The organism is Pseudomonas sp. OTU5201 (assembly GCF_038440135.1).
Lineage (GTDB): Bacteria > Pseudomonadota > Gammaproteobacteria > Pseudomonadales > Pseudomonadaceae > Metapseudomonas > Metapseudomonas resinovorans.
In genome coordinates this window covers 41,552-65,234 of the sequence record NZ_JASATC010000013.1, presented here as the reverse complement: position 1 = coordinate 65,234, position 23,683 = coordinate 41,552, and the positions used below count along the sequence as shown (strand labels likewise).

The window sequence follows — 23,683 nt, the reverse complement described above, 5'->3', positions numbered from 1 at the left end:
GGAGTACACATGCCGGTTCAAACCCAACGTCACGGCGACGTGCTCGAGATCACCCTCGATTGGCCTGAGGTCCGCAATGCACTGGGGCCGACTGAAGGCCGCGAACTGCGTCTGGCGCTCGAATCAGGCAATGCTGACGACAGCATCGCAGCCATTGTGCTGTCGGCGAACGGCAAGGCGTTCTGCGCCGGCGGCAATCTCCCGGAAATCGTACGCCTGGCCAAGCAAGGTGCCGATGCGGTGAAGACCGCCATCTACGGTGAGTTCCAGGGCGTATTCCGTGCGATTCGGGAATGCCCCGTACCGTTCATTGCAGCCGTCGATGGCGCGGCGGTGGGCTTTGGCTGCGACCTGGCGCTTGCCGGAAGTGCGACCTTCATCGGCAGTCAGGGCTGGATAGCCCAAGGGTGGATCAAGGCAGGCCTGATCCCAGCAACCGGCGGCACCTATTACGTCGTTCGCCGGGGCGGACAGCAGGCTCTCTGGCGCCTGTTGCAAGCCGACAGAGTGGATGGGCCGACAGCTGAACGTTGGGGATTGGCGATTGCATGCGAAAGTGCCCGAGACGCTGCGCTGGAGATGGCCACCAAACTCGCTTCCTTACCCCGTCAGCCACTGAGAGCCGTAAGTCATCTAGCCAGCATTAGCGATCCAGACGAGCACCTCCGCTCAGCACTGGAGTTCCAGACCGGCTTCATCACTGCCCCCGGTTTCGAAGAGATGACACAGACCCTGCTCCGCCGGTAAGGGCAACAGCGTGAAATGTTGCTGACTGACCTGACAAATCCGATGTCCGTCGGCGTTATCGGCTCAACGATCAACGATTAGAACAAGAGGATCGAACATGGAACAAAACAAGCCCACTTGCCCGATGTCGATGGCCATGCCGGAAACCATGGTGTGCCCCTTCCCCACCTACGATGCAATTCGTGAAGAAAAGGCCATCTATCAGGATCCGCTGACCAAGTTCTACGTGGTTACCCGTTACGCGGACATCCGGGCAATTGCCGATGATCCCCAGACGTTCTCCAACCGCACTGGGCAGTTGGGCAGCCGTTCCGCCGAGCTGAACCAGAAAATCAGCGCCCTCTTCAAAGCCGAAGGTTTCGAGCATCTCGATACGCTGGTGACCAACGACCAGCCTTCACATACCCGCTACCGTTCGTTGGTCGACAAGGCGTTCAATGCCCTGCGGGTTCGCGCTGCGGAAGAAACCATCCTGTCGGTTACCAACTCGCTGATCGAGGCCTTCCCCCAAGGCCCCTTCGACTTCGTCAAGGCATTCTCTATTCCGCTCCCCATCCGCATGATCGCCGAACAGCTCGGGGTACCACCGGAGCGTGGCAGCGACTTCAAACGCTGGTCGGATGCACTGCTGGAACAAGCCAATCAGGGACTAAACGAAGAGCAACTGATCGATGTAGCCAAGCGTGTCATCGAGATGCAGCAATTCTTCGCCGGCATGATCCGGGAAGCCCGCAAGACTCCGACGGAAACTTTGCTCAGTGACCTCGCCAACATGCAGCTCGATGGTGAGCTCATGAGCGAGCGCGAGTTGGTTTCCATACTTCAGCAACTTTTGGTGGCCGGCAACGAAACCACCACCAACGCCATCACGGCTGCAATCCTCCGTCTGGCCGAGGACCCTGCACTACAGAGCGAGCTACGTGCCAACCCACAGTTGATCCGCAACTACTGCGAGGAGGTGCTGCGCCTTGACGCCCCGCTACAGGGACTTTTCCGAATAGCCACTCAGGACACTCAGGTGGGCGAAACGCCGATTCCAAAGGGCACCGTCCTGGACCTGCGCTGGGGCGCCGGGAATCGCGATCCGCAGCAGTATCAGGATGCAGAGAAAGTTGATGTCAATCGCAAGGCCGCGACTCAACACCTGGCATTCGGCCATGGCATCCATTTCTGCATCGGTAACCAACTGGCACGCGCCGAGATGCGCACAGCGCTGACTCGCATTCTTGCTCAATCGACGTCGATTCGGCTGGTTGAGGGCAATGACAGCATCGTGCGCCAGACCCACTTCATCGCCTACGGCATTCGCCAGCTGATGGTCGAGATAACCAAGGCGTAGCTCGATCTGGCCATAACAACAATCAAGCTCGTGAGCAAAGGTAAACGTCATGCTTAACAATTACACCGACTTCTTTACGCTGGCCCATCCGGAGCATTTCTACATCGACGGCCAGTGGGTCCAACCGACCGGCGACAAGCGCCTGGAAGTCATCTACCCGGCCAACGAACAGGTTATTGCCCGTGCGCCGGAAGCGTCGGTCGCCGACATCAACAAGGCGGTCGAAGCGGCCCGCCGCTCCTTCGAGTTCGGCCCCTGGGCGCGCATGACCTATGCGGAACGTGGCGCCAAGCTGCTTCAGGTGGCAGAGATCATGAAGCGTCGGGCCGGGGAATTCAGCAAGAGCTGGACCGCCGAGATGGGCTGCGCGGTGAGCCTGGCAGGCCCGGGTGGTTTCTCCCCCTTCGGCCTGTTTAGCTACTACGGCAATCTGGCGTTGAATGGCAAGTTCGAAGACGTGCGCCCGCAAAGCCGCGGCAACGGCGTGGGCATCGTGGTCAAGGAGCCGATGGGTGTCGTCGCCGCCATCACCCCCTGGAACGCTCCGGCTTCCCTGTCCTGCAAGATCATCGCCCCAGCGCTTGCGGCCGGCTGCTCGGTGATCCTCAAACCTGCCCCGGAAACCCCGCTCTTCGCTTGGCAGATAGCCGAGTGTCTGGAAGAGGCAGGTATCCCGCCCGGCGTATTCAACTTCGTCCCGGCTGGCCGTGAAGTCGGCGACCACCTAGTCCGTCACCCCGATGTCGACAAGGTCAGCCTGATCGGCTCCACCGCGGCGGGCCGTCATATCGCCTCCGTATGCGGTGACCGGCTGGCCCGCGTCAGCCTGGAACTGGGCGGCAAATCCCCTGCCGTCATCCTCGACGACATCGATCCCGAGCAGGTCGTCCCCAACCTGATTCCCCACTTCACCATGAACGCCGGACAGATGTGCGCCGGCCTCACCCGGATCATCGTGCCCGAGCATCGCCACGACGAGTTTGCCGAAGCCATCAGCGCCGGCCTGAAAGCCCTCAAGGTGGGCGATCCGCTCGATCCGCAGACGGCCTACGGCCCCATCGCCATGAAGCGCCAGTACGACAAGGTCATGGGCTATCTGCAGCAAGGCAGGAGCGAAGGCGCCAGATTGATCACCGGCGGCGGCCGTCCGAGCGACCTGGATATAGGCTACTTCGTTGCGCCCACCCTCTTCTCCGGCACCAATGACATGGTCATCGCCCGCGAGGAGATATTTGGACCGGTCGCCGTACTGATCAAGCACAAGGGCGAGGAAGATGCCGTACGCATCGCCAACGACACGGCCTATGGTCTCAACGGCGCGGTGTACACCAGCGATCCCGAACGCGCCTACCGCGTCTGCCGCCAGGTGCGGGCGGGCAACATGACCCACAACACCTGGACCAATGATCCGACCTTCCCCTTCGGTGGCTTCAAGCACTCGGGCATCGGCCGCGATGGTGGCCCCGAAGGCCTGGCTTCCTACCAGGAAACCAAGGTCGTGTTCATGGCCGCGGCACCCAAGTCCATCGGCGGTTGAACCGAAGGGAGTCCGAAGTGGAAAGATACGATTACGTTATCGTCGGCGGGGGGTCGGCAGGCTGCGTGCTTGCCAACCGCCTGAGCAAAGACCCCGGCTGCCGGGTGCTGTTGCTGGAAGCGGGAGGCGACGCTGCCAGCCTGAAAGTTCGCCTGGCGTTCGGCTTTGCCCTGATGCTCAACAAGCCGCGCTATGACTGGTGCTACGAAACAGGCAAGGAGCCCCATCTCAATGACCGTCAGATGCCCTACCCTCGCGGCAAGCTGCTCGGTGGTTCCAGCTCCATCAACGCCATGCTCTACGTACGCGGTCTCAAGGAAGACTACGAAGCCTGGGCGGCCGAAGGGCTGGTGGATTGGGACTGGGCGGGGGTCGAGCCCTACCTGCGCAAGTTGGAGCACTACTGTGGCGATTCCCCCTGGCCACGTGGCGAGTTCGGCCCGGTCAAGGTCAATCCGGTGCCCAATTTCCATCCCCTCAGCGCCCGGATAGTCGAGGCCGCGGGGCAGTCACGCGTAGGCAGCACTGACGACTACAACGGCATCCACGCTTCCGGTATCGGACAGGCCCAGGTCTTCTATCACGACGGTCGTCGCTGTGGTTCGGCCGCCGCCTATCTCGAGCCTGTGCTGGATCGACCGAACCTTCGTGTCGAAACCCACGCCAAGGCAGAGCGCGTGTTATTCGAAGGGCAACAGGCCGTGGGTGTGCAGTACCAACAGAATGGCCAGACCCACATCGCCCATGGAGCGGAGATCATTCTCAGCGCCGGTGCCATCGGTTCGCCCCAGTTGCTGGAGCTTTCAGGCGTCGGCCAGACCGCGCGCCTGCGCGATCTGGGCATCGAGATGGTCCACGACCTTCCAGCAGTGGGCGAACATCTGCAGGACCACTTCCTGGTCTTCGTCGTGCAGGCCCTGAAGAACATCCGTGGCATGGGTGCGGAACTGAACGGCTGGCGCGCAGCCGTCAACGTGGCGAACTACCTGTTCTTCAAGCGCGGCCACATGAACGGCACGCCGACGCAGATCTGCGGACACGGCAGTGTGCAGATCGAGGGCGAAGAAGTCGGCCTGCAGTTCATGGGCATGCCGCTCAGTTTCATTCGCGACCCCGTACGCAAGACCGTGGTGCAGAATCCGGACGCCGCGATGATGCTCGGCATGAACGTCTGCCGCCCAAACAGCCGTGGCCATGTGCACATCCGTAGCAACAGTGCCGATGACGCCCCCGAGATCGTCACCAACTTCCTGGCCGACGATCGTGACCTGAAGGCAACCATCGCGGGGCTTCGCCTCTGCCGGGAAATCATCGCGCAGCCGGCATTGGACGATATCCGGGCGGAAGAAACCGCGCCTGGCGCCAAGGCCGAGAGCGATGAAGCCCTCACGGCTTACATTCGCGCCGCGGGCGCTTCCGCCTACCACCCGGTGGGCAGTTGCCGCATGGGCATCGACCCTGTCTCCAGCGTCGTCGATGCATCCCTGCGAGTCCACGGGCTCAAGGGCCTTCGTGTAGTGGATGCCTCCGTCATGCCTCGCCTGGTATCGGCCAACACCCATGCCCCCACGGTGATGATTGCCGAGAAAGCGGCAGACATCATAAAGGGGGAGCGCGCCGGTTCACCGGCGTGAGGTAACACGCGGGCACTTCCACTGCCCGCGTGACTTCTCCAACTGACCGGCACGCTGCTTGATCGGCGGGCTCTCGTACGGCCACGGAAAATCGAAGAGGAAGCACGATGCGAACCGACGAATCAGCAACCGCCTCAGCAGTTGAAGAGAAAAAGGACGCACGCTCCCAATGGTACGTGTTGTTGCTGTTGATCTGCGGTTACGCCGTCTACTCGCTGGACAAGCAGATCATTTCGGTCCTGATCGAACCCATCAAAGCCGAGTTCGGCATCAGCGATACAACAGTCAGCCTGCTTGCGGGGCTGGCGACCACGATCCCCTTCGCACTGGCATGCATTCCAATCGGTATGCTCGGGGACCGCGTGAATCGCAGGAATCTGCTGGTGGCGCTGATCAGCGCCTGGAGTCTCATGACCGGTGTCGCGGGGCTGGCGACGACGGTCTACCTGCTGTTTCTCTCGCGCATCGGGGTGGGGGCATTCGAAGCAGGATTCTCCCCCCTCAGCTTGTCCATCATCAGCGATACCTTCCCGCGCAAGTTACGCGCCACCGCTATGGGCCTTTACTCCCTCGGCCCGCCCATTGGCGCCTTTCTCGCCCTGGCGCTGGGTGGTTACATCGCCGCGCATTTCGGCTGGCGCGCAGCGTTCTTCATAGCGGTGCTACCAGGACTGCTGGTCGCGCTGCTCCTGTTGCTGACTATTCGTGAACCCCAGCGCGGCCGCTACGACCCACCCAGCCCGTATCAGGATTCGATCCCACTCTCGGCCGTCCTGGGGCACATCTGGCGAGATCGGGCCTTGTTCAACATGTTGCTGGCGATGGTCCTTTGCACGGTTCTGCCTGCGGTCATCACCGTCTGGACGCCCAGCTTTCTCATGCGTGTCCACGGGATGAGCATACAGCAAGCGGGATTGGCGTCCTCCCTCGCCCTGGGGCTGTGTGGCTCCGCTGGCGCCGCGGGCGCGGGCTTCCTCGCGGACTACCTTGGACGACGTGAGGAATGGCGCAAGCTGTTCTGCCCCATCCTGGGCCTGACCCTGTCGATAGTGTTCGCCGCACTCACCTTCCTGACGGAGCCCGGCACCGCGACGGTCGTCGTGCTGATTTCGCTGCTCGCCTGTTTCGCACAGTTCTACATAGGAACCGGCTACAGCGTGATCACGACCTTGTGTCCGCCCGCCATGCGCGGCACCACACTCTCGATCTTGTTGGTAGCCTTCAACTTCGGTTCGTACGGCCTCGGGGTGCTGCTGCTCGGCATACTCAATGACCATCTGGCGAGTTGGGCCGGCACTCGTGCCATTGCCTATGGCATGTTCGCCTCCTCGCTGTTCAGCCTGATCGGATTGGCTTTCGTAGTCCGCGCCATGCTCTTGATTCGCAACGGGCAGGACCGGCTGTCCTTCGAGCACACGACCGCATGAGTCAGGAGGCCCAAGCTCCGCGAACGGCACCGGCGAAGCATGACGGAAGCGATGAAGCCCATGCGCACGTCTAACCTGACGCCCTGGGTGCTGGGCATTGCAGTCCTGCTGCAAACCCTCGACGCCACGTCCATCGCCGTCGCGCTGCCCGCGATTGCCGCTGACCTGGATCGCGACATGCTGGCTGTTTCGGCCACTATCTCGGCCTATCTGCTCGGCGCGGCGGCGGCGGTACCGCCCTGTGGCTGGCTGGCTGACCGGTTCGGTGGGCGCAATGTGTTCCAGACAGGCATCCTGGTGTTCGTCGTCGCCTCGCTGGCCTGCGCGTTGTCCACCTCACTGCCGACGCTGATGGCAGCGCGATTTGTCGAAGGTGCTGCAGGGGCGCTGCTGTTGCCGGTTGGCCGCCTGATGATCATGCGCACCTTCGTCGCCGAAGAGCGAGTGCGCGCCTACACCACCTTCGTCTTGCCCGCGCTGCTCGGTCCGATGCTCGGCCCGTTGATTGGCGGGGTATTGGTCGAGTACGCGAATTGGCGCTGGATCTTTCTGATCAACCTGCCACTGGGGCTGACAAGCATGTTGGCCGTGCACCTGCTTCTGGACAATTTCCGCGAAGCTTCACCCCGCCGAGTCGATCCGCTTGGCATTGTGGTCACGAGCCTGGCACTGCTGACTCTGGTCTTTGGGCTGATCGCCTTGTCCAGGGCGTCCTGGGGAATCGGCGGCATGGCGGTGGTGATGGGACTGCTGCTCGGCCTGCTTGCCATCGCTCATGCCCAGCGATACGACCATGCCCTATTGAAGCTGCCACTGTTCCAACTCGAGTTGTTCCGCCGTGCACTGTGCACCGACCTGTGCTGCCGACTACTGATGAACGCCGCGCCCTTTCTGCTTTCGCTGCTGTTGCAGTCGGGCCTCGGGGTCTCGCCATCGACTACCGGCGTACTCATCGTCATGATCGCCATCGGTTCGTTGCTCACCAAACCCTTCACCTATCGCTGGGTCGATCTCTATGGCGGCCGCTGCGTGATGGCACTCGGAACTGTTGGTGCCGTTCTATCGTTCATCTGTTGCGCCTACCTCTCCCCCACCTCCTCGCCACTGCTGATCGGCGCGTTACTGCTCGCGTTCGGTTTCTTCCGCTCCCTGGTGGCGAGTACCACCGCAGTAATGATCTTCCATGGGATCGCGCCCGAGGACACCGGAGCCGCCACGACGCTCGCGGCGATCGGACAGCAGAGCTTCCAGGTCCTTGGCCTGACGGGGGTGACCGTGATGATGCAGCTCAGCGGTGGAGACCACCCGGACACAGCTTCGATTTCCCAGGCGATAGTCGCGAGTGGTGTGATCACGCTCTCGTCGCTGTATTTCATTTACAGGATAGGGCCAGTAAAGGCCCGACCATGACCCGCTCCAGGATGAGCTTTACCAGCAGAAGGGAACAACAATGACGACCCGCACACGATTTCCTGTATGGCTGATCATGGTGGCCCTGGCCATCGCCGAGATCACCAGCACCTTTGAAGTCAGCATGGCATTCGTGGCACTGCCGACCCTCAATCGCGTCTTCGGTGACCCGGCGGCTGTCAGTTGGGTGCTCTCCAGTTTCTTCATCGTCGCAGCGGGAAGCGTCGCCCTGTTCGCGCGACTGGGCGACATCTACGGCCGACGCAGAATGCTGATGATCGTGCTGGCCATCGCGACATGCGGCTCGCTGATCAGTGCGGTCTCGACCGATCTGTATGGCGTCATTCTCGGCCGTACCCTCCAAGGCGTGACAGGCGCCGTCCTGCCCCTGTGCCTGGGCCTCATGCGAGAAAACATGGAGCCCAGGGCCCTGTCATTCAACATCGGTGTCATGGGCGGGGTCATGGGCGTCAGCTCCGGCCTGGCGTTCCTGGTGGCCGGAGCCATCATCGACCAATTCGATTGGCATGCCATGTTCTACTTCAGCGCCCTGCTGGCCGCTATCGGCTTCTTGGCAGTGTGGACCTACGTGCCGGCGTCCGTAGCGCAGACCGAGAAGGAGCCGCTGGACGTGTTGGGTGGAGTCCTCTTCGTGCCCGCCATCTCCGGGTTGATGCTGTCGTTGACCCTGGCCAAGTCCGGATGGCTACAGCTGAAAAGTGGCGGGCTGCTGCTCGCCAGCCTGGTCCTACTGGCCCTGTGGATTCGCCATGAGCTGCGTCACTCCCACCCATTGATCAATGTGCGCCTCTTTACCGAGCGAAGGATTCTGCTGGCCAACCTGGTGTTCGCTGCGATCGGGCTTGGTCCAATGATCGGAGCCTCGGTGATCCTTGGCCTCGCTCAGCAACCCGAATGGACCGGTGCCGGACTTGGCCTGAGCGCTACGGCGGCCTCGTTGCTCAAGCAGCCCGCCACCTTCATGGGCTTTTTTGCTGGGCCCGTCGCCGGGCTGCTCGCCGCCAGATATGGCGCGCGTACCGCGATGCTTGTCGGCAGCGCCATGGTTCTGCTGGCCTGGCTGCCCCCCCTGGTGACCTTGAATTCGATGTCCGTGCTGTTGGCCACCGTCATCGTTTTCAGCTTCGGTATCACCGTACTGTTCAGCGCGGCAAGCAACCAGGTCGTCATTGCCACGCCGGCGAACCGCACCAGCGAGGCCATGGGCCTGGCCCAAGTCTGCCGGAGCACGACCGCAGCACTGGGCAGCCAGATACTGGCCATGCTCCTGGCCAGTTCCATGGTGAGCCCGCCGGGCGAAGGAGTACCGCTGCCGAGTGCCGATGCCTACCGCCTGGCGTTCCTGTTTCTGGTGGGATGTAGCTTGATAGCCCTGGTCGCTGCCTTGCTGTTGCCCCGCCCCGCCAAGACGCCGGAAAACCACGTGGCAGAGCTCCAAGCAGGTCAGCACTGAGTCAGAGATCGGCCAACAGACGGTCGATCCGCGCCCGTACGCGCGCTTCCGAGCCGGGGTTGGTGAAGAGATAGAGCTGACGCTTCTGAATGGCGTCCATCACCTGCTCTGCCACCTCCTCCGGCTCGAGGTGCCCAGCTCCACTGGCTCGCTCTGCAGCCTCAGGCACCTGGACCGGCTTACCCGTCTGCTCCGGGCGATTACGCGCAGCCTCCCGAATGCGCGTGCGCACCAGGCCGCAGCACAGGGCTGTCACGCCCACCTGGCTACCGGCCGCTCGCAAATCTGCATCCAGTGTTTCCGTCAGCGAAATTGCTGCGTGCTTGGTCGCGTTGTAAGCAGCATTGCCCGCAATCGTCGAAACCCCGGCCATCGAAGCGGTCGTCACGACGTACCCGCTGTCCTGCGCAACCAGCAGAGGCGTGAAGACGCTCAAGCCATTGAATACGCCTCGCAGGTTCACGCCGAGGATCCACTCCCAGTCAGCCACATCGATCTCCCATAGAGGGCCGAAAGGCACTACGACGCCCGCATTGTTGCAGAGGATATCGACCCGGCCGAACCGTTCCAGCACCCTTTCTCGCGCCTTCTCCAGCGCGTCGCGGTCGCTCACGTCGCACACCAGCGGCAGCGTTTCCGCTTCCAGACCCAGCGTCTCCGCAGCTCGTTGCAGAGCCTCCCGCTCGACATCCAGCATTGCAACGCGCACCCCGCGCCGCGCAAAGGCCTCCGACAATGCCAAGCCGATCCCGGAAGCCGCTCCGGTCACCACCGCCACCTGTCCCGCTTTTATCTCCATACAGCCCTCTTGGCTTGTCGGCCATTGATCAGCACACAACATGTATAATATAGATTACCTAGATATCTATGTCTAAAGAGAGGAATTGGCCATGTCTCTACTAATCGATCAGGTCGTGCTGCTCTCCGGCGTGGGTGAAGGCCTGGGGCGTGACGCCGCCTTGCTGTTCGCCGAGCACGGCGCTGATCTCGTCATCACGGCGCGCCGATCGGAGCACGTCGAACGCATCGCGGAGGAGGTCCGAGCCAAGGGTCGCCAGTGCTTACCGCTGGTGTGCGACATCGCTTTGCTCGAGGATTGCGAACGCACGGTTGCCGCGGCCATCGGGCATTTCGGCCGAATCGACACCCTGATCAACATCGCCTACCGAGGCGACTGGCCCCAGCGAGTCACCTTGCTGGATTCGCAGCCCGACTTGTCCAACTATCGCGACTGCTTCGAGATCAATGTCTTCGCCACCCTGCAGATGACCCGGTCGGTGGCGCGCCATATGGTGGAGCGGCGCAGTGGCCGGGTCGTGATGATCAATACCATGACGGCGGAGAGAGTCCTGCCGGGCAGCGAGGCCTATGCCGGCTCGAAAATCGCGCTCCAGCGCATGACCCGCGCCATTGCCATGGAGCTCGGTGAGTACGGCATCCGGGTCAACTCGATGCACCCGGGATTCATGTGGGGGCCGCAGGTCAAGAAGGTCATGGAGACCCGCGCCGAGCAGAACGGCACCACTCCAGAACATGAATTGCGCCTGGTCAGCGAGCAGGCGGCGCTTCGCTACATCCCGTCCACGGAAGAATACGCCCGTACCCTCCTGTTCTTCGCCTCCCCACTGTCCGACGCGGTGACGGGCCAGTCATTGCACGTAAATGGCGGGCTTTACATGCACTAGCCCTCCTGGTCCTTCACACAGCCGTTCACCGCTCAGGCTCGCACCGCCGTCTACCGACACGCACAAGAACAACAAGAGAACGCCATGGAAACGCTGATAAATCCCGCCATTCGCCTGATGAACCGCTTGAGTTTCGGTATGAAGTTCAGCCTGATCAGTGCGTTGTTCACCACTGCCCTGCTCGCGACCAGCGGTTCTCTGGTGCTCACGGCATACGAACAATTCACCGCGACCCGAACGGAACGCAACAGCCTAGCTCTGCTCAAGGACAGCCTGCAGATTCGCAGGTCCCTGATGGACCTGGAGAGCTTGATGGCGATCAGAGCCAAGGCTCCGCTGACCATGCAGAACAGCGATATCAACCAGCGGATCACGGATCTCGAGGGTCGAATCGTCAGCGCGCTGCAGGCCCTGACCGGAGCAGGGTACGTAGCACTGGAGGGGTTCGGCCTGGCGGACCTGCACAAGGGAATCCTTACCTCACTCGAATCTCTAAAAGCCGATGGCCTGCACGCGGCCGAGCGTGACACGGTGCAGAAGCAGCTGGCCAACATGCAACTGCTGATCGAATCAATCGCGGCCAGCAGCAACCTGAGTATCGATGAGCAATCAATGGTTCGGGACCTCACCGGGATCATGACGGTGATGGGTGGCGAAATTGACGCATCGCTGAGCCTGGTTCGTGCCCAGGCTTCGTCCGCGCTGGCCGTAGGCATGCTGAGTTCCGCCGACAGCGACCTCGTTCAGGGGCAATTGAGCCAACTGGACAAACTGGAAGGTAACTTCTCGACGAAACTGGCCCGGCTGCTCGAAGAACACGAGGACGCCCGATCCTCGCTCGAGGGACCCATGGCTGATACCCGGTCTTCGATCAGCGGCGTGATCGCCTTGGTAGAGAACAAGGTGCTGTTTGCGGGTGACTTCGCAACGAGCTGGCAGGACCTGTTCCAATCGATCGGGGAAGAGATGGACAAGGGGCAGCGATTCAATCTGGCCTCCTTCGGCTACCTGGAAGAGCGGCTAGATGCACGCCTGGCAAAGGATCGCCAGAAGATGGTCATGCTGCTGAGCGCGCTGGTGATCACCTTGCTGATCATCATTTACCTCTCGAGCGGATTCTATGCCTCCATTCGCAGGACCTTACGCGGCCTGAGCGATGTAATGGACGACGTCGCCGCAGGTGACATGACCGTCAGCGTACCCACCGTCAGCCGGGACGAGCTGGGTGATTTGAGCCGGGTGTTCAACGTATCTATCGCCAAGGTGCATGACCTGATCGAGCGCGTCGGCCAGACCATCGTGGCGGTTGAGCACCAGGCCGGTCAGGTCGCCAATGTTTCCAGCCATAGCAACCAGGAGGTGTCGGCGCAGCGTGACCAGATCGAGCAGGTTGCCACGGCCATGAACCAAATGGCCGCCACTGTGCAGGAGGTCGCTCGCAGCGCCGCGGCAGCCGTAAGTAACGCGCAAGATGTGAATCGAGAAACCGTGGGTGGGAAAGAACTGCTCAATGTACAGGTGGACAGCATCCGGGCCCTGGCCACCGAAATCGACCACTCGGTACGCGTGATCAATCAGTTGGCCAGCGACAGCCAGGCAATCAGCCAGGTCCTGGAAGTCATTCGTGGAATCGCCGAGCAGACCAACTTGCTGGCGCTCAATGCGGCGATCGAGGCTGCCCGGGCCGGAGAGCAAGGCCGCGGGTTCGCGGTGGTCGCCGATGAAGTGCGGAGCCTGGCCAAGCGCACCCGGCAATCCACCGAAGAGATCGAGCAGATGATCGCCAAGGTCCAGGGTGGCGTAGGCGAAGCGGTCAGCGCCATGAACAGCAGTAACACCATGGCGGAAACGACGGTGACCCATTCGGACCAGATGCAGCATGCCCTGGCCCACATCCTCGATCTGGTGAACAACATCGTCGATCAGAACCAGCAGATCTCCGCGGCGGCAGAACAGCAAACCGCTGTCGCACACGAAATCGATCGCAGCATCGTGCAAATCAATGCCTCGGGTGAGCGTACGGCGGAAGGGGCCAATCGAACGGAACAGGCGAGCCAGCAACTCAATCTGCAAGTGTCGCAACTCAAGTCACTCATTGGCGAGTTCCAGGTCTGAGCCTTGTGCACAAAAAAAGCCCCGGGAGCATAGGCTCCCGGGGCTTTTTCACATCTCGAGTTCAGCGCATCAGGATGTGTCGATGCTGGAAGAGCCAGCTACCGTCGACGTTGACCAAGCGATCCTCGTAGCGCGAGGTCATCCTGATTTTCCATTCGTCACCAACCTGCTTCAGCAGCAGGAGATCGAGGCTGCAGCGCGCAGAATCGGCAGACTCGATGACGATATGGATGTTGGTCATCAGGTGGCGCAGCGCGCCCTGCGTCAAGGTAGTGGGCAGCCATTCCTGGATCGCCTGACGGCCAACAAGTTGGTGTCCACCAATTTCCAGCGTGCCGTCAGGGCTGAATAGCAGGGCAAAACCTACCGCATCCCCGTCATCCGCCTTGTGCGCGTACTCGGCAATCAGGTTGCGAATCTCGCTTTCTGCGGCCAGCTTGAGCAAAGTATCCATTGAGTCGTTTCCTATCGATTAGTCCTTTGGCCCGCCCCTCAGCACGCCAGTCCATCAGGCATGTCGAACCGACAGGGCATGCTCGCGATGACGCTTCCAGGTCCGACGCTGATCCCCTTGGCATTCTCCGACCAGATTCTGATCTCGATCAGCCCACGACCACCTTCGCGCCATGTCCGAATGACCTCGCCCTTCACCGTGACGGTATCGCCGACCAGGTTGAAGCTGCTCATACGAAAGCCTTTCATGCCGAGCAACTGTCCGTTCAGACCAATGAAATCGCGTACTGCGCGCTCCCACATACCCTGCAGGAACAGGGTATTGGCATACATTTCTGGAGCGCCTGTGGCCTTGGCGTACTCGCTATTGTGGTGGATGGCGTTGAAATCACGATTCGCTCCGGCCGCCACTACCAGCCGAGCGACCGAAAGCGGAAAAGCGAGAGGCGTCAGAGCATCACCCTGAGCGACGTCTTCCCAAAATTGAGGACTCATTGGCTCACTCTGAATTGGCGGTTGAGGGGTTGTAGAAGAACAACGACGTACGCATACGTGCGACGGGTTCCAACTGGCGATTGACCAATTCAGATTCGAAGGTCACGAAGGCCCCTCGTCCGACCCGGGTTTCTTTCAGCTTGCACCCCACCAGCTTGCGCCCCCGTTTACCCAGGTGCTCACCCACCATAACCGGCCGCAGGTAGTCCATCTCGATGTCCGTTGCAAAGTAGCCGGAACAGGCCGGGGCCTGTTCCGGTAGGGGCGGGCGAATGGCGGGACCTACCGGCTGCGCATCTCTTTCCTGGCTGACGAACACCGCCTGGCCAGGAGACCAGAGCGGGGGCATGGCAAAGGACAGCAGGCTGGAGTATGGCGCAACCAAATTGTCATACCCCAGCGTTTCAGCGACCTCTGGGTCTGAATGCAATGGGCAATCGAACTCCAGGGGTTCGAGAAAGCGGCGTACAGCACCGGCCTCGATGGGGTCCGCCCCCCATTCCACTTCGTTGCCACCGAAGGACTCACCCACCATAGCCACCAGCGGCAACCACTCCTCTTTCCAACTCTCGCTCATAGGTGGCCTCCTAGATGAACACGCCTATTTCATCCAGAGCGTCGATACGCTCGCTCGAGTACCCAAGCAAGTGTTCGAGCACCTGGCGATTGTCGCGGCGGTAATGTGGTGCGGCGGTCTCGAACACCGCGGGAGTCATCGACAGCTCATAGCAGGCGTTCTCGATGATCGTGGTGCCCATTAGCTCGTGAGGCAGTTCGATGAAATGCCGGCGATGCTGGAGCTGCGGGTCTTCGAGCAGGTCCGCGGAAGAAGCCACATTATGGGCGGCAATACGAAGGCCTTGAAGTATTGCCTCGACCTCGAACGCCTCACGGGTCGAGGTCCATTGGGCAACCAAGTGCTCCAACTCGTCCTCGTGTTGCTGGCGTGCCTGCAGCGTCGTGAATCGCCCATCCTCACAAAGCGACGCGCCTCCCATGCACTCGGCCAACCTTAGCCATTGATCGTCATCCGTAACGGCAATCGCCACCCAGGATTCGGCGTCATCCTCCGCGTTCCTGCAGGGGAACACACCGTGCGGGGACGAACGCTGGTCCCGGTTCCCTTTGAGCTCTACGACCCTGCCGGTGGCAGCGCAATCCGCAATTTGCGGAGCTAGGAACTGAATGCCAGCTTCGCACTGGGAAACGTCCAGGTGACACCCCTCTCCTGTACGACGGCGATGATCCAGGGCCGCGAGGAGCGTGAGCAACGCAAAACGTGGGGCCACGAAATCGGTGTAGGGGCCGTAGGGACCGGCAGGCAGGGCTTCAGGCCAACCCACGATTGCCTGATAGCCCGAGATCGCCGCGCCCACATTGCCGAATCCGGCGAAGCTCGACCACGGACCCGATTGCCCCATCAGCGACGTGCTGAGCATGATTAGATCAGGCTTGATCGCGCGAAGCTCGTCGAACCCCAGGCCCCAGCTGTTCATCTGCCCGGGCGAGAATGACTCTACGACTACGTCCGCCCAGGCCACCAGGTCCCGTATCACTTCACGGGCCTCTTCCCTGGACATGTCCAACGTCAGGCCAAGCTTGCCGACGTTGCAATTCTCGAAAAGTGCCGAACGTTCCGGATTAGCTACGCCATCCGGGAACGGCCCCATCATCCTTGCGGTATCCACACGCTTGGAGGACTCGACGCGCACGACCGTTGCGCCGCCACTTGCCAGTGCACGCCCAATCAGAGGGCCGGCCACAACCCAGGCCAGGTCCAGCACGCGAAGTTCGTCGAAGGTAGCGAGTGTCATGCAATGACTCCTTGCGAGCGAAGCTGATTGATGGCCTCGCCCTCAAGCCCCAGCCACTCGGTCAGGATCTCATCGGTGTGTTCTCCGATGGAGGGAGCGGGTCGGATCGGCGCAAATCCACCGTCCGCTCCGTGGGCAAACTTGCCCGGCAGCTTGCGCTCATGGCCGGAACGCTCGACCACGGTAGAGAAGAAATTGCGGGACTCGAGCTGGCGGCTGTCCAGAAGATCCTGGGTATTGGCGATAGGTGCGCAGAGGAAGCGATGCTGGAGTGCCTTCTCGAGCATTTCCTCCTTGCTGAAACGCTTGAAGAACTGGGCCACGCAGGTACGGGCATGCTCCAGATCGTCATCGGTTACTTTGTCATCAATGATCCGCTGCGGCAGCTTCACCCAATCCCATTCGCCCATTTCAACAGTGCAGGCGCCCTCTTCCAGCATCCACTTGAACAGGTTATTGGTGAAGCGACCGCTCCCGGGTCCAATGCCCAGATGCATTTCGACCAGCCCGTCACGTACCTGCCACTTCGAGCGACGAGTACGGGCACCGCTTCCGCTCAGATCCAGCTGCTTCTTGTTCGACTTGACGCCACTCGCGGCGCCGAGGGTGAAGCCCTCGTGCCGATAGGCAGCTGACAACGAAGCGGCCAATGTGCACAGTGTCGCGCTCTGCTGGGCGGAAACGTCTACATGCTGTCCGAGTCCGCTCTGAACTCGAGCGAAGTGGGCAATCAACGCGGCATTGGCGGCGTCCGCGGCTGCATTTAGGAAGGTCTGCGCCACGCTGAAGCGCATCGGCGGCCGGTCGCCGTCCCGGGTCAGCCGCATCGGCCCGCCCGCAGCCCACACAGTTAGGTCGGTCGCCGCATATCCGGCCTTGGGCCCTTCGGAACCAAAAGCAGTGATAGACACATGGATCAGTGCCGGGTTGATTGCGCGGACTTGCTCGACGCCCAACCCAAGCGTGCTCATCACGCCCGGATCGGCCGAGTCGATCAGGAAGTCAGCCTTGGACAGCAGCCGTCTCACCAGCGCCCTGCCCTCCTCACTCGCCAGGTCGCAGGCAAGCCCTTGCTTGCCGGCCGCGTAGGCCGACCAGAAGAAGGAATTATCAGGCGCCGTGACTCCCGGATCGAATGGACCCACTCGGCGAGCGGAAGAGCCCTTCAACGGTTCCAGCTGAACCACTTCGGCGCCTAGCCGGGCCAGCATGGCACCGGCCAGCAGGCCTCGCTCGTCGCTCAGGTCCAATACGCGATAGGGCACTAAAAAGCCCGGCATGGTTGATCCCCTTTTTCTTGTTGTGGGAAATTGGCACGTTGCCGGCTCTCCCGTGCCCTCTTCAGCGTGGCGATGGGCTCAGCAGCTGCGCAGGCTCTCGGTAGTCAGGGTCGGCGGATTCCTGCATGGCCGCCAACATGTCGTCGTAATCGGCGGCGATGAATGGGCGGTAGTCGACGTGCGGGAAAATGTAAAACTGCCTTTCGCGCAGGCCGGCGATGGCCGCCCGACCGACGTGCTCCGGGGCCATGCCAAACTGGGCGGACAGAGTGCTAGAAACCCCAGCCTCCTCCCGCAAGGCGTCCGGCCTCGCCTGGATGGCATTGGCACGGATCTGGGTGGCGACTATTCCCGGGCAAAGCACCGAGACGCCGATGGGGCTGCCCTCCAGCTCCAGCTCCAGAACCTTGGCGAAATTGAGTAACGCCGCCTTGCTACTGGTATAGGCACCCTGGGTAGCGAAAGGATGCAGGGCCGTAATGGACGCCACCAGCAGCACATGCCCTTCCTGGCCACGGGCTTTCATGCGTGGCAGGAAGGTCTGCACGGCACGCAGCGAAGCGAACAGGTTGACTTCGTATACCCAGCGCCAGGCTTCCGAACTTATCTCGTCGAGCGTGCCCGTGAAGGAGACCCCCGCATTGCTGCAGAGAATATCGCAGGGCCCGAGCGCCGCTTCTGCAGCGTCCCGGGCACTGGCCCAACTGTTCGAATCGGTCACATCCAGCTCGACCGCGATGACCTGGTCGGCACTTCCGAGCTCCGCGGCAACCTCTTTGGCCCTTTCCAGGTCGATATCGCCCAAGGCGACCAGAGCACCGGCCTGCAACAGTTCTCGGGCCATGGCGCTACCGATACCGCCTGCACCACCACTGATGAATGCCACTTTTCCCTTCAGATCCAACATTGCGAAACTCCTCATAGGCAGCGGATCGATCCGAACGAAGATGGTCAGGAAAGCTTCGCCAGCAGTTCCTTCACCGCCGGGCGACTGATCTTGTCCGAGACGGTGCGTGGAAGGCTCGGCACCACGTGGATGCGCACGGGCACTTCGTAGGGCGAGAGGTTGTCTTTCGCAAACAACTTGATCGCAGACACGTCGAGATCGGCCCCCGGATACGCCTCGACCACTGCCACCGGCACCTCACCCAGCCGCTCATCCGCAACGCCCAGGACAATGGCATCGAAGACTCCCGGATAGAGCTTGATTACATCGGCCACCTTGCCAGCCATGACCTTGAAGCCACCGCGAATGATGGCGTCGTCCGCGCGCCCGGCGATGTAGAGGAAGCCATCGGCATCCAGCCTCGCCAGATCAGTGGTGGGAATCCACTCCTTGCCGCCATCGATCCGGTCCAGCTTGGCCTCGAGAATGCCCTGCTCGCCCCGGGCTACTTCTTCGCGAGTGGCGGGATCGACTATGCGCAATTGCACGCCTTTGGAAACCCGCCCTACGCTGCCGCGCTTGCTATGGGCAAAGTTCTGGTGGTCTTCCAGCGTCCAGCTGGTCACCACCCCCATGAACTCAGTCGCGCCGTACGTGGTCAGCACGGGCACACCGAACTTCTCCTCGAATGCCTGCTGCAACTCCACAGACAACGGAGCCGTGCCTGCACGAACGGCGCGCACGCTGGCGAAGTCTTCTCGGGTGGCATCGCTGTCCACCATCATCTTGATGGCGGTGGGCGGCAGAGGCGCGAACTTCGGACGGTACTTCACCAGCGCCTGGCGGTAGCGTTCGGCATCAAACTTCTCGAACAGCACGATCGGCCGGACCTCGAACACCGACATCAGGGTGTTGAAGGTGCCGCTGGTATGCACCAGGGGGCTGAACATCAGGGTCGGCGAGGATTGCGGCTTCAGCTCGAAGTTCTCCACCGTGCCCTTGGCGCTGCGCACGCCATCGCGCAGCGAGGCACTGATGGTCCGCTCGGACACAGGGATACGCTTGGGAGCACCGGTGGTGCCGCTGGTCTGTATCTCGATGAGGGTGTTGGCTTCGCGCAGGCGGAAGGTGCTGGCGCGCAGCGGCATCAGTTGCTCGAAGACAACACGGCCAGCGCGGACCTCTACCGCCAGTACCAGAGTGCCGGAGGCCTGACCGGCGGACACCACGTGTTCGGCCAGGTCTGCCCGACTGCCGATCAGGCAGCCAAGTCCCAGGCCCGCCACTTCTTCCGCCACCATATGGGCGGGACGAATGGCGTTGATCAGCAACAAGCCGCGATCCGACCCCAGAATTGAGATGAAGCTAACCAGCTGCTCCGGCCTATTGCGGCCCAATAGGCCGATCACGGCATCCTTTCCGATGCCCGCCTCTGCGAGGAGTACATCCAGTTCAGCAATGGCATCGGCCAGGGCCCGCCAGCTGATGGACTGCCCCTCGAAATCGATGGCGACCAGCGAGCCGCCGGCTTCGGTGGCGCGAATGATGTGTTCGGCGATTCCAGACATTCAGCGAACCTCGTAACCTTTGCGCTTGCCGCTCTGCAGCATGTTTTCCACCTGCGGAATGCCCAGAGGATTGCCCAACTGCGTGTAGCTCAAGCCGCGTGCCATGGCTTGAGTGCGGCCCGCATCCAGGGATTCCCAGATGGCCCGGACGGTGCCCTGGGTGGAAACCGAAGGCTTGGAGGCGATGATCGCCGCCACCTTGTGGGCACGGGCCCACAACTCTTCGTGAGGCACTAGTTCGCTGACCAGGCCTATCTGATGGGCGCGCTGCGCGCTCATGCGCTCCTCCACGCCCATGAGCGAGACCCGCAGGATCTCGCCCAGCGGCATGCGGCGAGCCATGCTGATGGGCTCCAGCGCAGCTACCAGGCCGAAGTCCACGTGGGGGTCGAAGAAGGTTGCATCCTCGGAGGCGATCACCACATCCGAGCCGCCGACGATGTAGAACGCACCACCGGCGCACATGCCGCTGACCGCGCAGATCACCGGCTTCCAGACCTTGTGATGCTTGGGATCGAGGCTCTCACCCGGGTCCGGTTTGTTCCAGATGTTGTCCGGATACTGGAAGCCCTGGACACGGTCCAGGCCGGTGGAGAAGGCGCGATTGCCCTCGGCACGAAACACCACGGCGTGAATATGATCCTCGTCGCGCACCAGGTTCCACAGACGCTTGATCTCAACCATCATGTCGGCGTTGATGGCATTCATCTTGTCCGCGCGATTGAGGGTGATGGTGGCGACGTGATCGTCACCCACTTCGAATTGAACGAGCTCGGTCATGGTCAAGTCCTCAACGTTGGGGCGGCGTGATGAAATCACCGCTGGCGTCACCCAGCTTCATGCCGCCGTCGCAATCCAGAATGGTCCCGGTGATGTAGCTGCCGTTGTTGGACGACAAGAAGATCGCCGCCTGGGCGATGTCACTCGGCGTACCGAAGCGGCGCAGCGCGGTGTGAGCGCTCCACTTTGTCTTGTCTTCCTCGGTCGGAGCCATGCGTTCGACCCCCTCGGTACCGCGAATGGGGCCGGGGGAAATGGCATTGACGCGAATGCCAGCCTGGCCCCACTCCATCGCCAGTACCTTGACCACCATGTTCACCCCCGCCTTGGCGGCACAGACGTGAACCTGCTGAGGGAGCGGTTGCACCGCCTGCGGAGCGGTGATGGCGATCAGCGACGCGCCAGGTTTGACGACGAAGTCGTAGGCCGCGCGGAAGACGTTGTAAGTGCCCAGCAGGTCGATATCGACCACCGTCTTGAAGCCATTCGCGGAGATGCCCACGGCAGGCGACATGAAGTTACCGGCCGCGCCGGCAATGACCACAGTGGGGGCGCCCAGGGCTTCAGTGGCCTGCTCGAACAGCGAGCGGATGGCCGCCATGTCCCGCACATCGGCGCTACCGGCCATGGCAACGCCACCGGTTTCCTCGTGGATCTCCCTCGCGGCGGCTTCCGCCTTGGCTGGATCGCGGCCGAATACCAGCACCTTGTCGCCCTGTGCGGCAAAGCCCTTGGCGATGCCCAGGTTGATGCCACTGGTACCGCCGGAAATGAATACGGTCTTGCCTGTCATGTGAAACCCCTTTTACCAACCGGACATGGTGGCGATACGCGCACGATGTGACTGGGGCATGCCCAGATAGGCCTGATCGAACAGGGCGCGCTTGAGCCAGACGTGCGCGCCGTACTCCCAGGTGTAACCAATGCCACCATGGGCCTCGATCATGCGGCGGGTGATCTTCGGGTACACCTCGGTGAGATGGGCCTTCGCCAGCGCCGCCGCTTCATGAGCTGAAACGGGTGCGGTGTCGAACATATGGGCGGCGTACCAGTAGAGACCAATGCAGGGCTCCACCATCAGGGCCATGTCAGCCAATTGATGCTTGACCGCCTGGAAGGCGCCGATTGCCTGACCAAACTGCTCGCGCTCCTTGGAATACTCCACGGCCAGGTGCACGGAATGGGAAGCACCACCGAAGGCATCGGCAGCCAGCAGAATCAGGCCGGCATCTACTACGCTCTCGCCGGCGGCCAGTGCCAGGCGCTCGAACTTCACCTGACTGAATGTCACGTGCGCCAAGGTGCGTCCGGCGTCGGTGGAGGGGACAGGGATGAGTTCGATACCGGCAGCATCCCCCTCCACGACCCCCAGGGCTCCGCCCTTCAGGCCGACCAGGATCAGGTCGGCACCTTCGGCATGCAGCACGTACTGCTTGCGTCCGGACAGTTCACCGTCGCCATCGAGGCTCCATGAATCGGCGGTCCATTCTCCCTTCGCTTCAGCAAAAGCCACCGTGGCGCGCAGCTCGCCAGTGACCAGCGCAGGCAGCCATCTGGCCTTCTGCTCATCGGTACCCGCGATGGTGATTGCCAGGGTTGCGAGGGCGTGTTCGAAGAACGGGCCAGGCATCGCGTAGCGACCGACCGGCTCGGCCACTACGGCCAGATCCAGCAAGCCCAATCCGAGACCGCCGTACTCTTCCGGCACCACCATTCCACCGATGCCCAAGTCCATCAGACCGCGCCAGAGCGCGAAATCAGCCTTGCCACTCTCGTGCGGCTCCAAAGCCCGGTTCATCGGGCACTCGGCACGCAGATAGTCCACTACCGCGTCCTGGAAGGCCCGCTGCTGTTCGTCTAGATCGAACCTCATTCTTGACTGCTCTCCCGCGGCAAGCCGAGGCCACGCTCGGCGATGATGTTGCGCTGGATATTCGAAGTGCCGCCGGCAATCGCCGCCGCCAGGGAGTTCATGTACTGATTCACCCAGCGTTCGTTGCCCGGACGGCGGTTGTCGATGGGGGAAATCAGTCCCTCGTCCTCGATAATGGCATTCGCCACCTCGGCTACAGCCGCGGCGTAGTTGGACTGGGCAAGCTTGTTCATCATCTGCAGAAGGCCACCGCCCTCCCCGGCCAGCTCACGACTCATCTGGATGTAACTGGAGCAACGCTGTACCTCCAGCTCAGCCTTGAGGGCGGCGAGACGATCACGGACCCAGGGGTCCTTGATTGCCGGTGCACCGCTCTTCACCGTCCGCTTCGCCAGGCCAAGCAGACTGTCGAACAGCGACTCGGAGCGATCGATCCCACCAAGCATGTTGCGCTCGTGCTTGAGCAGGGATTTGGAAACGCTCCAGCCTTCGCCGCGCTCGCCGACGATCCAGTCCTCCGGGGTCACGGCATCGGTGAAGAAGACTTCGTTGAAGTCGTTGCCCCCGTTGATCTGTTTCATCGGCCGGATGTCGATACCCGGCTGGTCGAGGTCGAGCAGCAGATAGGAAATTCCCTTGTGCTTGCTCGCCTCCGGTTCGGTGCGAATCAACGCGAACATGTACTGGCAGTCCTTGGCATAGGACGTCCAGACCTTCTGCCCGTTGATCACCCACTGTCCATCCCGCAGCTCGCCACGAGTGCGAAGGCTGGCCAGGTCGCTACCAGAGCCCGGCTCGCTGAAGCCCTGCGCCCAACGGTATTCACCGGTCAGGGTCTTGGCGATGAAGCGCTCCTTCTGCCATTCGGCGCCGCGCTCCAGCAGGGTGGGCACCAGCATCTGCACACCGTTGCCCTTGATCTCGCCAGGCGCCTTGGCCGTCGCGAATTCCTCGGCGATGATCCGTGCGCGAATCACATCCGAGGGCTGCTCTGAGCCGCCGAAACGCTTGGGAATGCCCCGGTACAGGTACCCTGCATCGATGGCCTTCTGACGAAACTCGGCGACATTGGCGCCCTCCTTCCACTCACTGCGGAGGAAGTCGCGAACCTGCTCGCGGTACTCGTCGTGTTCTGGTCCGTAGTTCAGTTCCATGGTGTCGATCCG

At 61.8% G+C, this 23,683-nt stretch carries 21 protein-coding genes and 1 pseudogene; 10 read left to right on the top strand and 12 right to left on the bottom strand.

All coding sequences use genetic code 11. The annotated features are described in order from the left end of the window. The first annotated feature begins 9 nt into the window (after positions 1-9). The 7 genes from AAHM40_RS10545 (at position 10) to AAHM40_RS10515 (ending at position 9,568) form a co-directional block, all read left to right on the top strand. Complete coding sequence (locus AAHM40_RS10545) at positions 10-747, top strand: enoyl-CoA hydratase/isomerase family protein (RefSeq protein ID WP_342244587.1); 738 nt, start codon at positions 10-12, stop codon at positions 745-747. 97 nt (positions 748-844) lie between these two features. Then, on the top strand, positions 845-2,086 hold the full coding sequence (locus AAHM40_RS10540; RefSeq protein ID WP_342244586.1) for a cytochrome P450: 1,242 nt from the start codon (positions 845-847) through the stop codon (positions 2,084-2,086). Between the two features lie 49 nt (positions 2,087-2,135). Next, a complete protein-coding gene (locus tag AAHM40_RS10535; RefSeq protein ID WP_342244585.1) occupies positions 2,136-3,623 on the top strand; it encodes an aldehyde dehydrogenase in 1,488 nt (495 codons plus the stop codon). 17 nt (positions 3,624-3,640) lie between these two features. After that, the gene (locus AAHM40_RS10530; protein ID WP_342244584.1) at positions 3,641-5,257 is read left to right on the top strand and encodes a GMC family oxidoreductase; all 1,617 of its coding nucleotides are present in this window, start codon (positions 3,641-3,643) and stop codon (positions 5,255-5,257) included. Between the two features lie 107 nt (positions 5,258-5,364). Further along, complete coding sequence (locus AAHM40_RS10525; RefSeq protein WP_342244583.1) at positions 5,365-6,684, top strand: MFS transporter; 1,320 nt, start codon at positions 5,365-5,367, stop codon at positions 6,682-6,684. Between the two features lie 60 nt (positions 6,685-6,744). Next, positions 6,745-8,094: an MFS transporter gene (locus AAHM40_RS10520; protein WP_342244582.1), complete on the top strand. Its 1,350-nt coding sequence runs from the start codon at positions 6,745-6,747 to the stop codon at positions 8,092-8,094. Between the two features lie 40 nt (positions 8,095-8,134). After that, positions 8,135-9,568, top strand: coding sequence for an MFS transporter (locus AAHM40_RS10515; protein WP_342244581.1), 1,434 nt, complete (start codon positions 8,135-8,137; stop codon positions 9,566-9,568). A 1-nt stretch (position 9,569) separates the two neighbouring features. Here AAHM40_RS10515 and AAHM40_RS10510 read toward each other — a convergent pair whose 3' ends face one another. Next, positions 9,570-10,367 (bottom strand): SDR family NAD(P)-dependent oxidoreductase, encoded by a 798-nt coding sequence (locus AAHM40_RS10510; protein WP_342244580.1) that lies wholly within the window; start codon positions 10,365-10,367, stop codon positions 9,570-9,572. 91 nt (positions 10,368-10,458) lie between these two features. Between AAHM40_RS10510 and AAHM40_RS10505 the strand changes: the two genes are divergently transcribed. The 3 genes and pseudogenes from AAHM40_RS10505 (at position 10,459) to AAHM40_RS27250 (ending at position 13,368) form a co-directional block, all read left to right on the top strand. Further along, the gene (locus tag AAHM40_RS10505; RefSeq protein WP_342244579.1) at positions 10,459-11,253 is read left to right on the top strand and encodes an SDR family oxidoreductase; all 795 of its coding nucleotides are present in this window, start codon (positions 10,459-10,461) and stop codon (positions 11,251-11,253) included. A gap of 84 nt (positions 11,254-11,337) precedes the next feature. Further along, positions 11,338-12,501, top strand: a pseudogene (locus AAHM40_RS27255) (HAMP domain-containing protein); the annotation flags it as partial. A 153-nt stretch (positions 12,502-12,654) separates the two neighbouring features. After that, positions 12,655-13,368: a methyl-accepting chemotaxis protein gene (locus tag AAHM40_RS27250; RefSeq protein WP_446731559.1), complete on the top strand. Its 714-nt coding sequence runs from the start codon at positions 12,655-12,657 to the stop codon at positions 13,366-13,368. Between the two features lie 61 nt (positions 13,369-13,429). Here AAHM40_RS27250 and AAHM40_RS10495 read toward each other — a convergent pair whose 3' ends face one another. The 11 genes from AAHM40_RS10495 to AAHM40_RS10445 all read right to left on the bottom strand — a co-directional run bounded on the left by AAHM40_RS10495 (position 13,430) and on the right by AAHM40_RS10445 (position 23,671). Beyond that, complete coding sequence (locus AAHM40_RS10495) at positions 13,430-13,822, bottom strand: nuclear transport factor 2 family protein (protein WP_342244577.1); 393 nt, start codon at positions 13,820-13,822, stop codon at positions 13,430-13,432. Between the two features lie 38 nt (positions 13,823-13,860). After that, positions 13,861-14,316 (bottom strand): acyl dehydratase, encoded by a 456-nt coding sequence (locus AAHM40_RS10490; protein WP_342244576.1) that lies wholly within the window; start codon positions 14,314-14,316, stop codon positions 13,861-13,863. Between the two features lie 4 nt (positions 14,317-14,320). Then, positions 14,321-14,893: an FAS1-like dehydratase domain-containing protein gene (locus AAHM40_RS10485; protein WP_342244575.1), complete on the bottom strand. Its 573-nt coding sequence runs from the start codon at positions 14,891-14,893 to the stop codon at positions 14,321-14,323. A gap of 10 nt (positions 14,894-14,903) precedes the next feature. Further along, complete coding sequence (locus tag AAHM40_RS10480) at positions 14,904-16,130, bottom strand: CaiB/BaiF CoA transferase family protein (protein ID WP_342244574.1); 1,227 nt, start codon at positions 16,128-16,130, stop codon at positions 14,904-14,906. Then, the gene (locus tag AAHM40_RS10475; protein WP_342244573.1) at positions 16,127-17,410 is read right to left on the bottom strand and encodes a CoA transferase; all 1,284 of its coding nucleotides are present in this window, start codon (positions 17,408-17,410) and stop codon (positions 16,127-16,129) included. Before AAHM40_RS10475 ends, AAHM40_RS10480 begins: the two co-directional genes overlap by 4 nt. 61 nt (positions 17,411-17,471) lie before the next feature. Next, positions 17,472-18,317 (bottom strand): SDR family NAD(P)-dependent oxidoreductase, encoded by an 846-nt coding sequence (locus tag AAHM40_RS10470; protein ID WP_342244572.1) that lies wholly within the window; start codon positions 18,315-18,317, stop codon positions 17,472-17,474. 44 nt (positions 18,318-18,361) lie between these two features. After that, entirely contained in the window at positions 18,362-19,864 is a 1,503-nt protein-coding gene (locus AAHM40_RS10465) for a class I adenylate-forming enzyme family protein (RefSeq protein ID WP_342244571.1), read from the bottom strand. Continuing rightward, positions 19,865-20,644, bottom strand: coding sequence for an enoyl-CoA hydratase/isomerase family protein (locus tag AAHM40_RS10460; RefSeq protein ID WP_342244570.1), 780 nt, complete (start codon positions 20,642-20,644; stop codon positions 19,865-19,867). Positions 20,645-20,654: 10 nt separating this feature from the next. After that, positions 20,655-21,437 (bottom strand): SDR family oxidoreductase, encoded by a 783-nt coding sequence (locus AAHM40_RS10455; RefSeq protein ID WP_342244569.1) that lies wholly within the window; start codon positions 21,435-21,437, stop codon positions 20,655-20,657. A 12-nt stretch (positions 21,438-21,449) separates the two neighbouring features. Further along, entirely contained in the window at positions 21,450-22,517 is a 1,068-nt protein-coding gene (locus AAHM40_RS10450; protein ID WP_342244568.1) for an acyl-CoA dehydrogenase family protein, read from the bottom strand. Continuing rightward, positions 22,514-23,671 carry an acyl-CoA dehydrogenase family protein gene (locus tag AAHM40_RS10445; protein ID WP_342244567.1) on the bottom strand — a complete coding sequence of 386 codons (1,158 nt, stop codon included), beginning with the start codon at positions 23,669-23,671 and terminating at the stop codon, positions 22,514-22,516. The genes AAHM40_RS10450 and AAHM40_RS10445 overlap by 4 nt, the downstream gene beginning before the upstream one ends. Between the last annotated feature and the right edge of the window lie 12 nt (positions 23,672-23,683).

Excerpts from the sequence above, each read along its gene's own strand:
- AAHM40_RS10455 (WP_342244569.1), bottom strand. The coding sequence starts at position 21,437 with ATGACAGGCAAGACCGTATTCATTTCCGGCGGTACCAGTGGCATCAAC.
- AAHM40_RS10450 (WP_342244568.1), bottom strand. The coding sequence starts at position 22,517 with ATGAGGTTCGATCTAGACGAACAGCAGCGGGCCTTCCAGGACGCGGTA.
- AAHM40_RS10545 (WP_342244587.1), top strand. The coding sequence starts at position 10 with ATGCCGGTTCAAACCCAACGTCACGGCGACGTGCTCGAGATCACCCTC.
- AAHM40_RS10525 (WP_342244583.1), top strand. The coding sequence starts at position 5,365 with ATGCGAACCGACGAATCAGCAACCGCCTCAGCAGTTGAAGAGAAAAAG.
- AAHM40_RS10520 (WP_342244582.1), top strand. The coding sequence starts at position 6,745 with ATGCGCACGTCTAACCTGACGCCCTGGGTGCTGGGCATTGCAGTCCTG.
- AAHM40_RS10465 (WP_342244571.1), bottom strand. The coding sequence starts at position 19,864 with ATGTCTGGAATCGCCGAACACATCATTCGCGCCACCGAAGCCGGCGGC.
- AAHM40_RS10535 (WP_342244585.1), top strand. The coding sequence starts at position 2,136 with ATGCTTAACAATTACACCGACTTCTTTACGCTGGCCCATCCGGAGCAT.
- AAHM40_RS10480 (WP_342244574.1), bottom strand. The coding sequence starts at position 16,130 with ATGACACTCGCTACCTTCGACGAACTTCGCGTGCTGGACCTGGCCTGG.
- AAHM40_RS27250 (WP_446731559.1), top strand. The coding sequence starts at position 12,655 with ATGAACCAAATGGCCGCCACTGTGCAGGAGGTCGCTCGCAGCGCCGCG.
- AAHM40_RS10475 (WP_342244573.1), bottom strand. The coding sequence starts at position 17,410 with ATGCCGGGCTTTTTAGTGCCCTATCGCGTATTGGACCTGAGCGACGAG.
- AAHM40_RS10540 (WP_342244586.1), top strand. The coding sequence starts at position 845 with ATGGAACAAAACAAGCCCACTTGCCCGATGTCGATGGCCATGCCGGAA.
- AAHM40_RS10515 (WP_342244581.1), top strand. The coding sequence starts at position 8,135 with ATGACGACCCGCACACGATTTCCTGTATGGCTGATCATGGTGGCCCTG.
- AAHM40_RS10485 (WP_342244575.1), bottom strand. The coding sequence starts at position 14,893 with ATGAGCGAGAGTTGGAAAGAGGAGTGGTTGCCGCTGGTGGCTATGGTG.
- AAHM40_RS10490 (WP_342244576.1), bottom strand. The coding sequence starts at position 14,316 with ATGAGTCCTCAATTTTGGGAAGACGTCGCTCAGGGTGATGCTCTGACG.
- AAHM40_RS10495 (WP_342244577.1), bottom strand. The coding sequence starts at position 13,822 with ATGGATACTTTGCTCAAGCTGGCCGCAGAAAGCGAGATTCGCAACCTG.
- AAHM40_RS10445 (WP_342244567.1), bottom strand. The coding sequence starts at position 23,671 with ATGGAACTGAACTACGGACCAGAACACGACGAGTACCGCGAGCAGGTT.
- AAHM40_RS10460 (WP_342244570.1), bottom strand. The coding sequence starts at position 20,644 with ATGACCGAGCTCGTTCAATTCGAAGTGGGTGACGATCACGTCGCCACC.
- AAHM40_RS10510 (WP_342244580.1), bottom strand. The coding sequence starts at position 10,367 with ATGGAGATAAAAGCGGGACAGGTGGCGGTGGTGACCGGAGCGGCTTCC.
- AAHM40_RS10470 (WP_342244572.1), bottom strand. The coding sequence starts at position 18,317 with ATGTTGGATCTGAAGGGAAAAGTGGCATTCATCAGTGGTGGTGCAGGC.
- AAHM40_RS10505 (WP_342244579.1), top strand. The coding sequence starts at position 10,459 with ATGTCTCTACTAATCGATCAGGTCGTGCTGCTCTCCGGCGTGGGTGAA.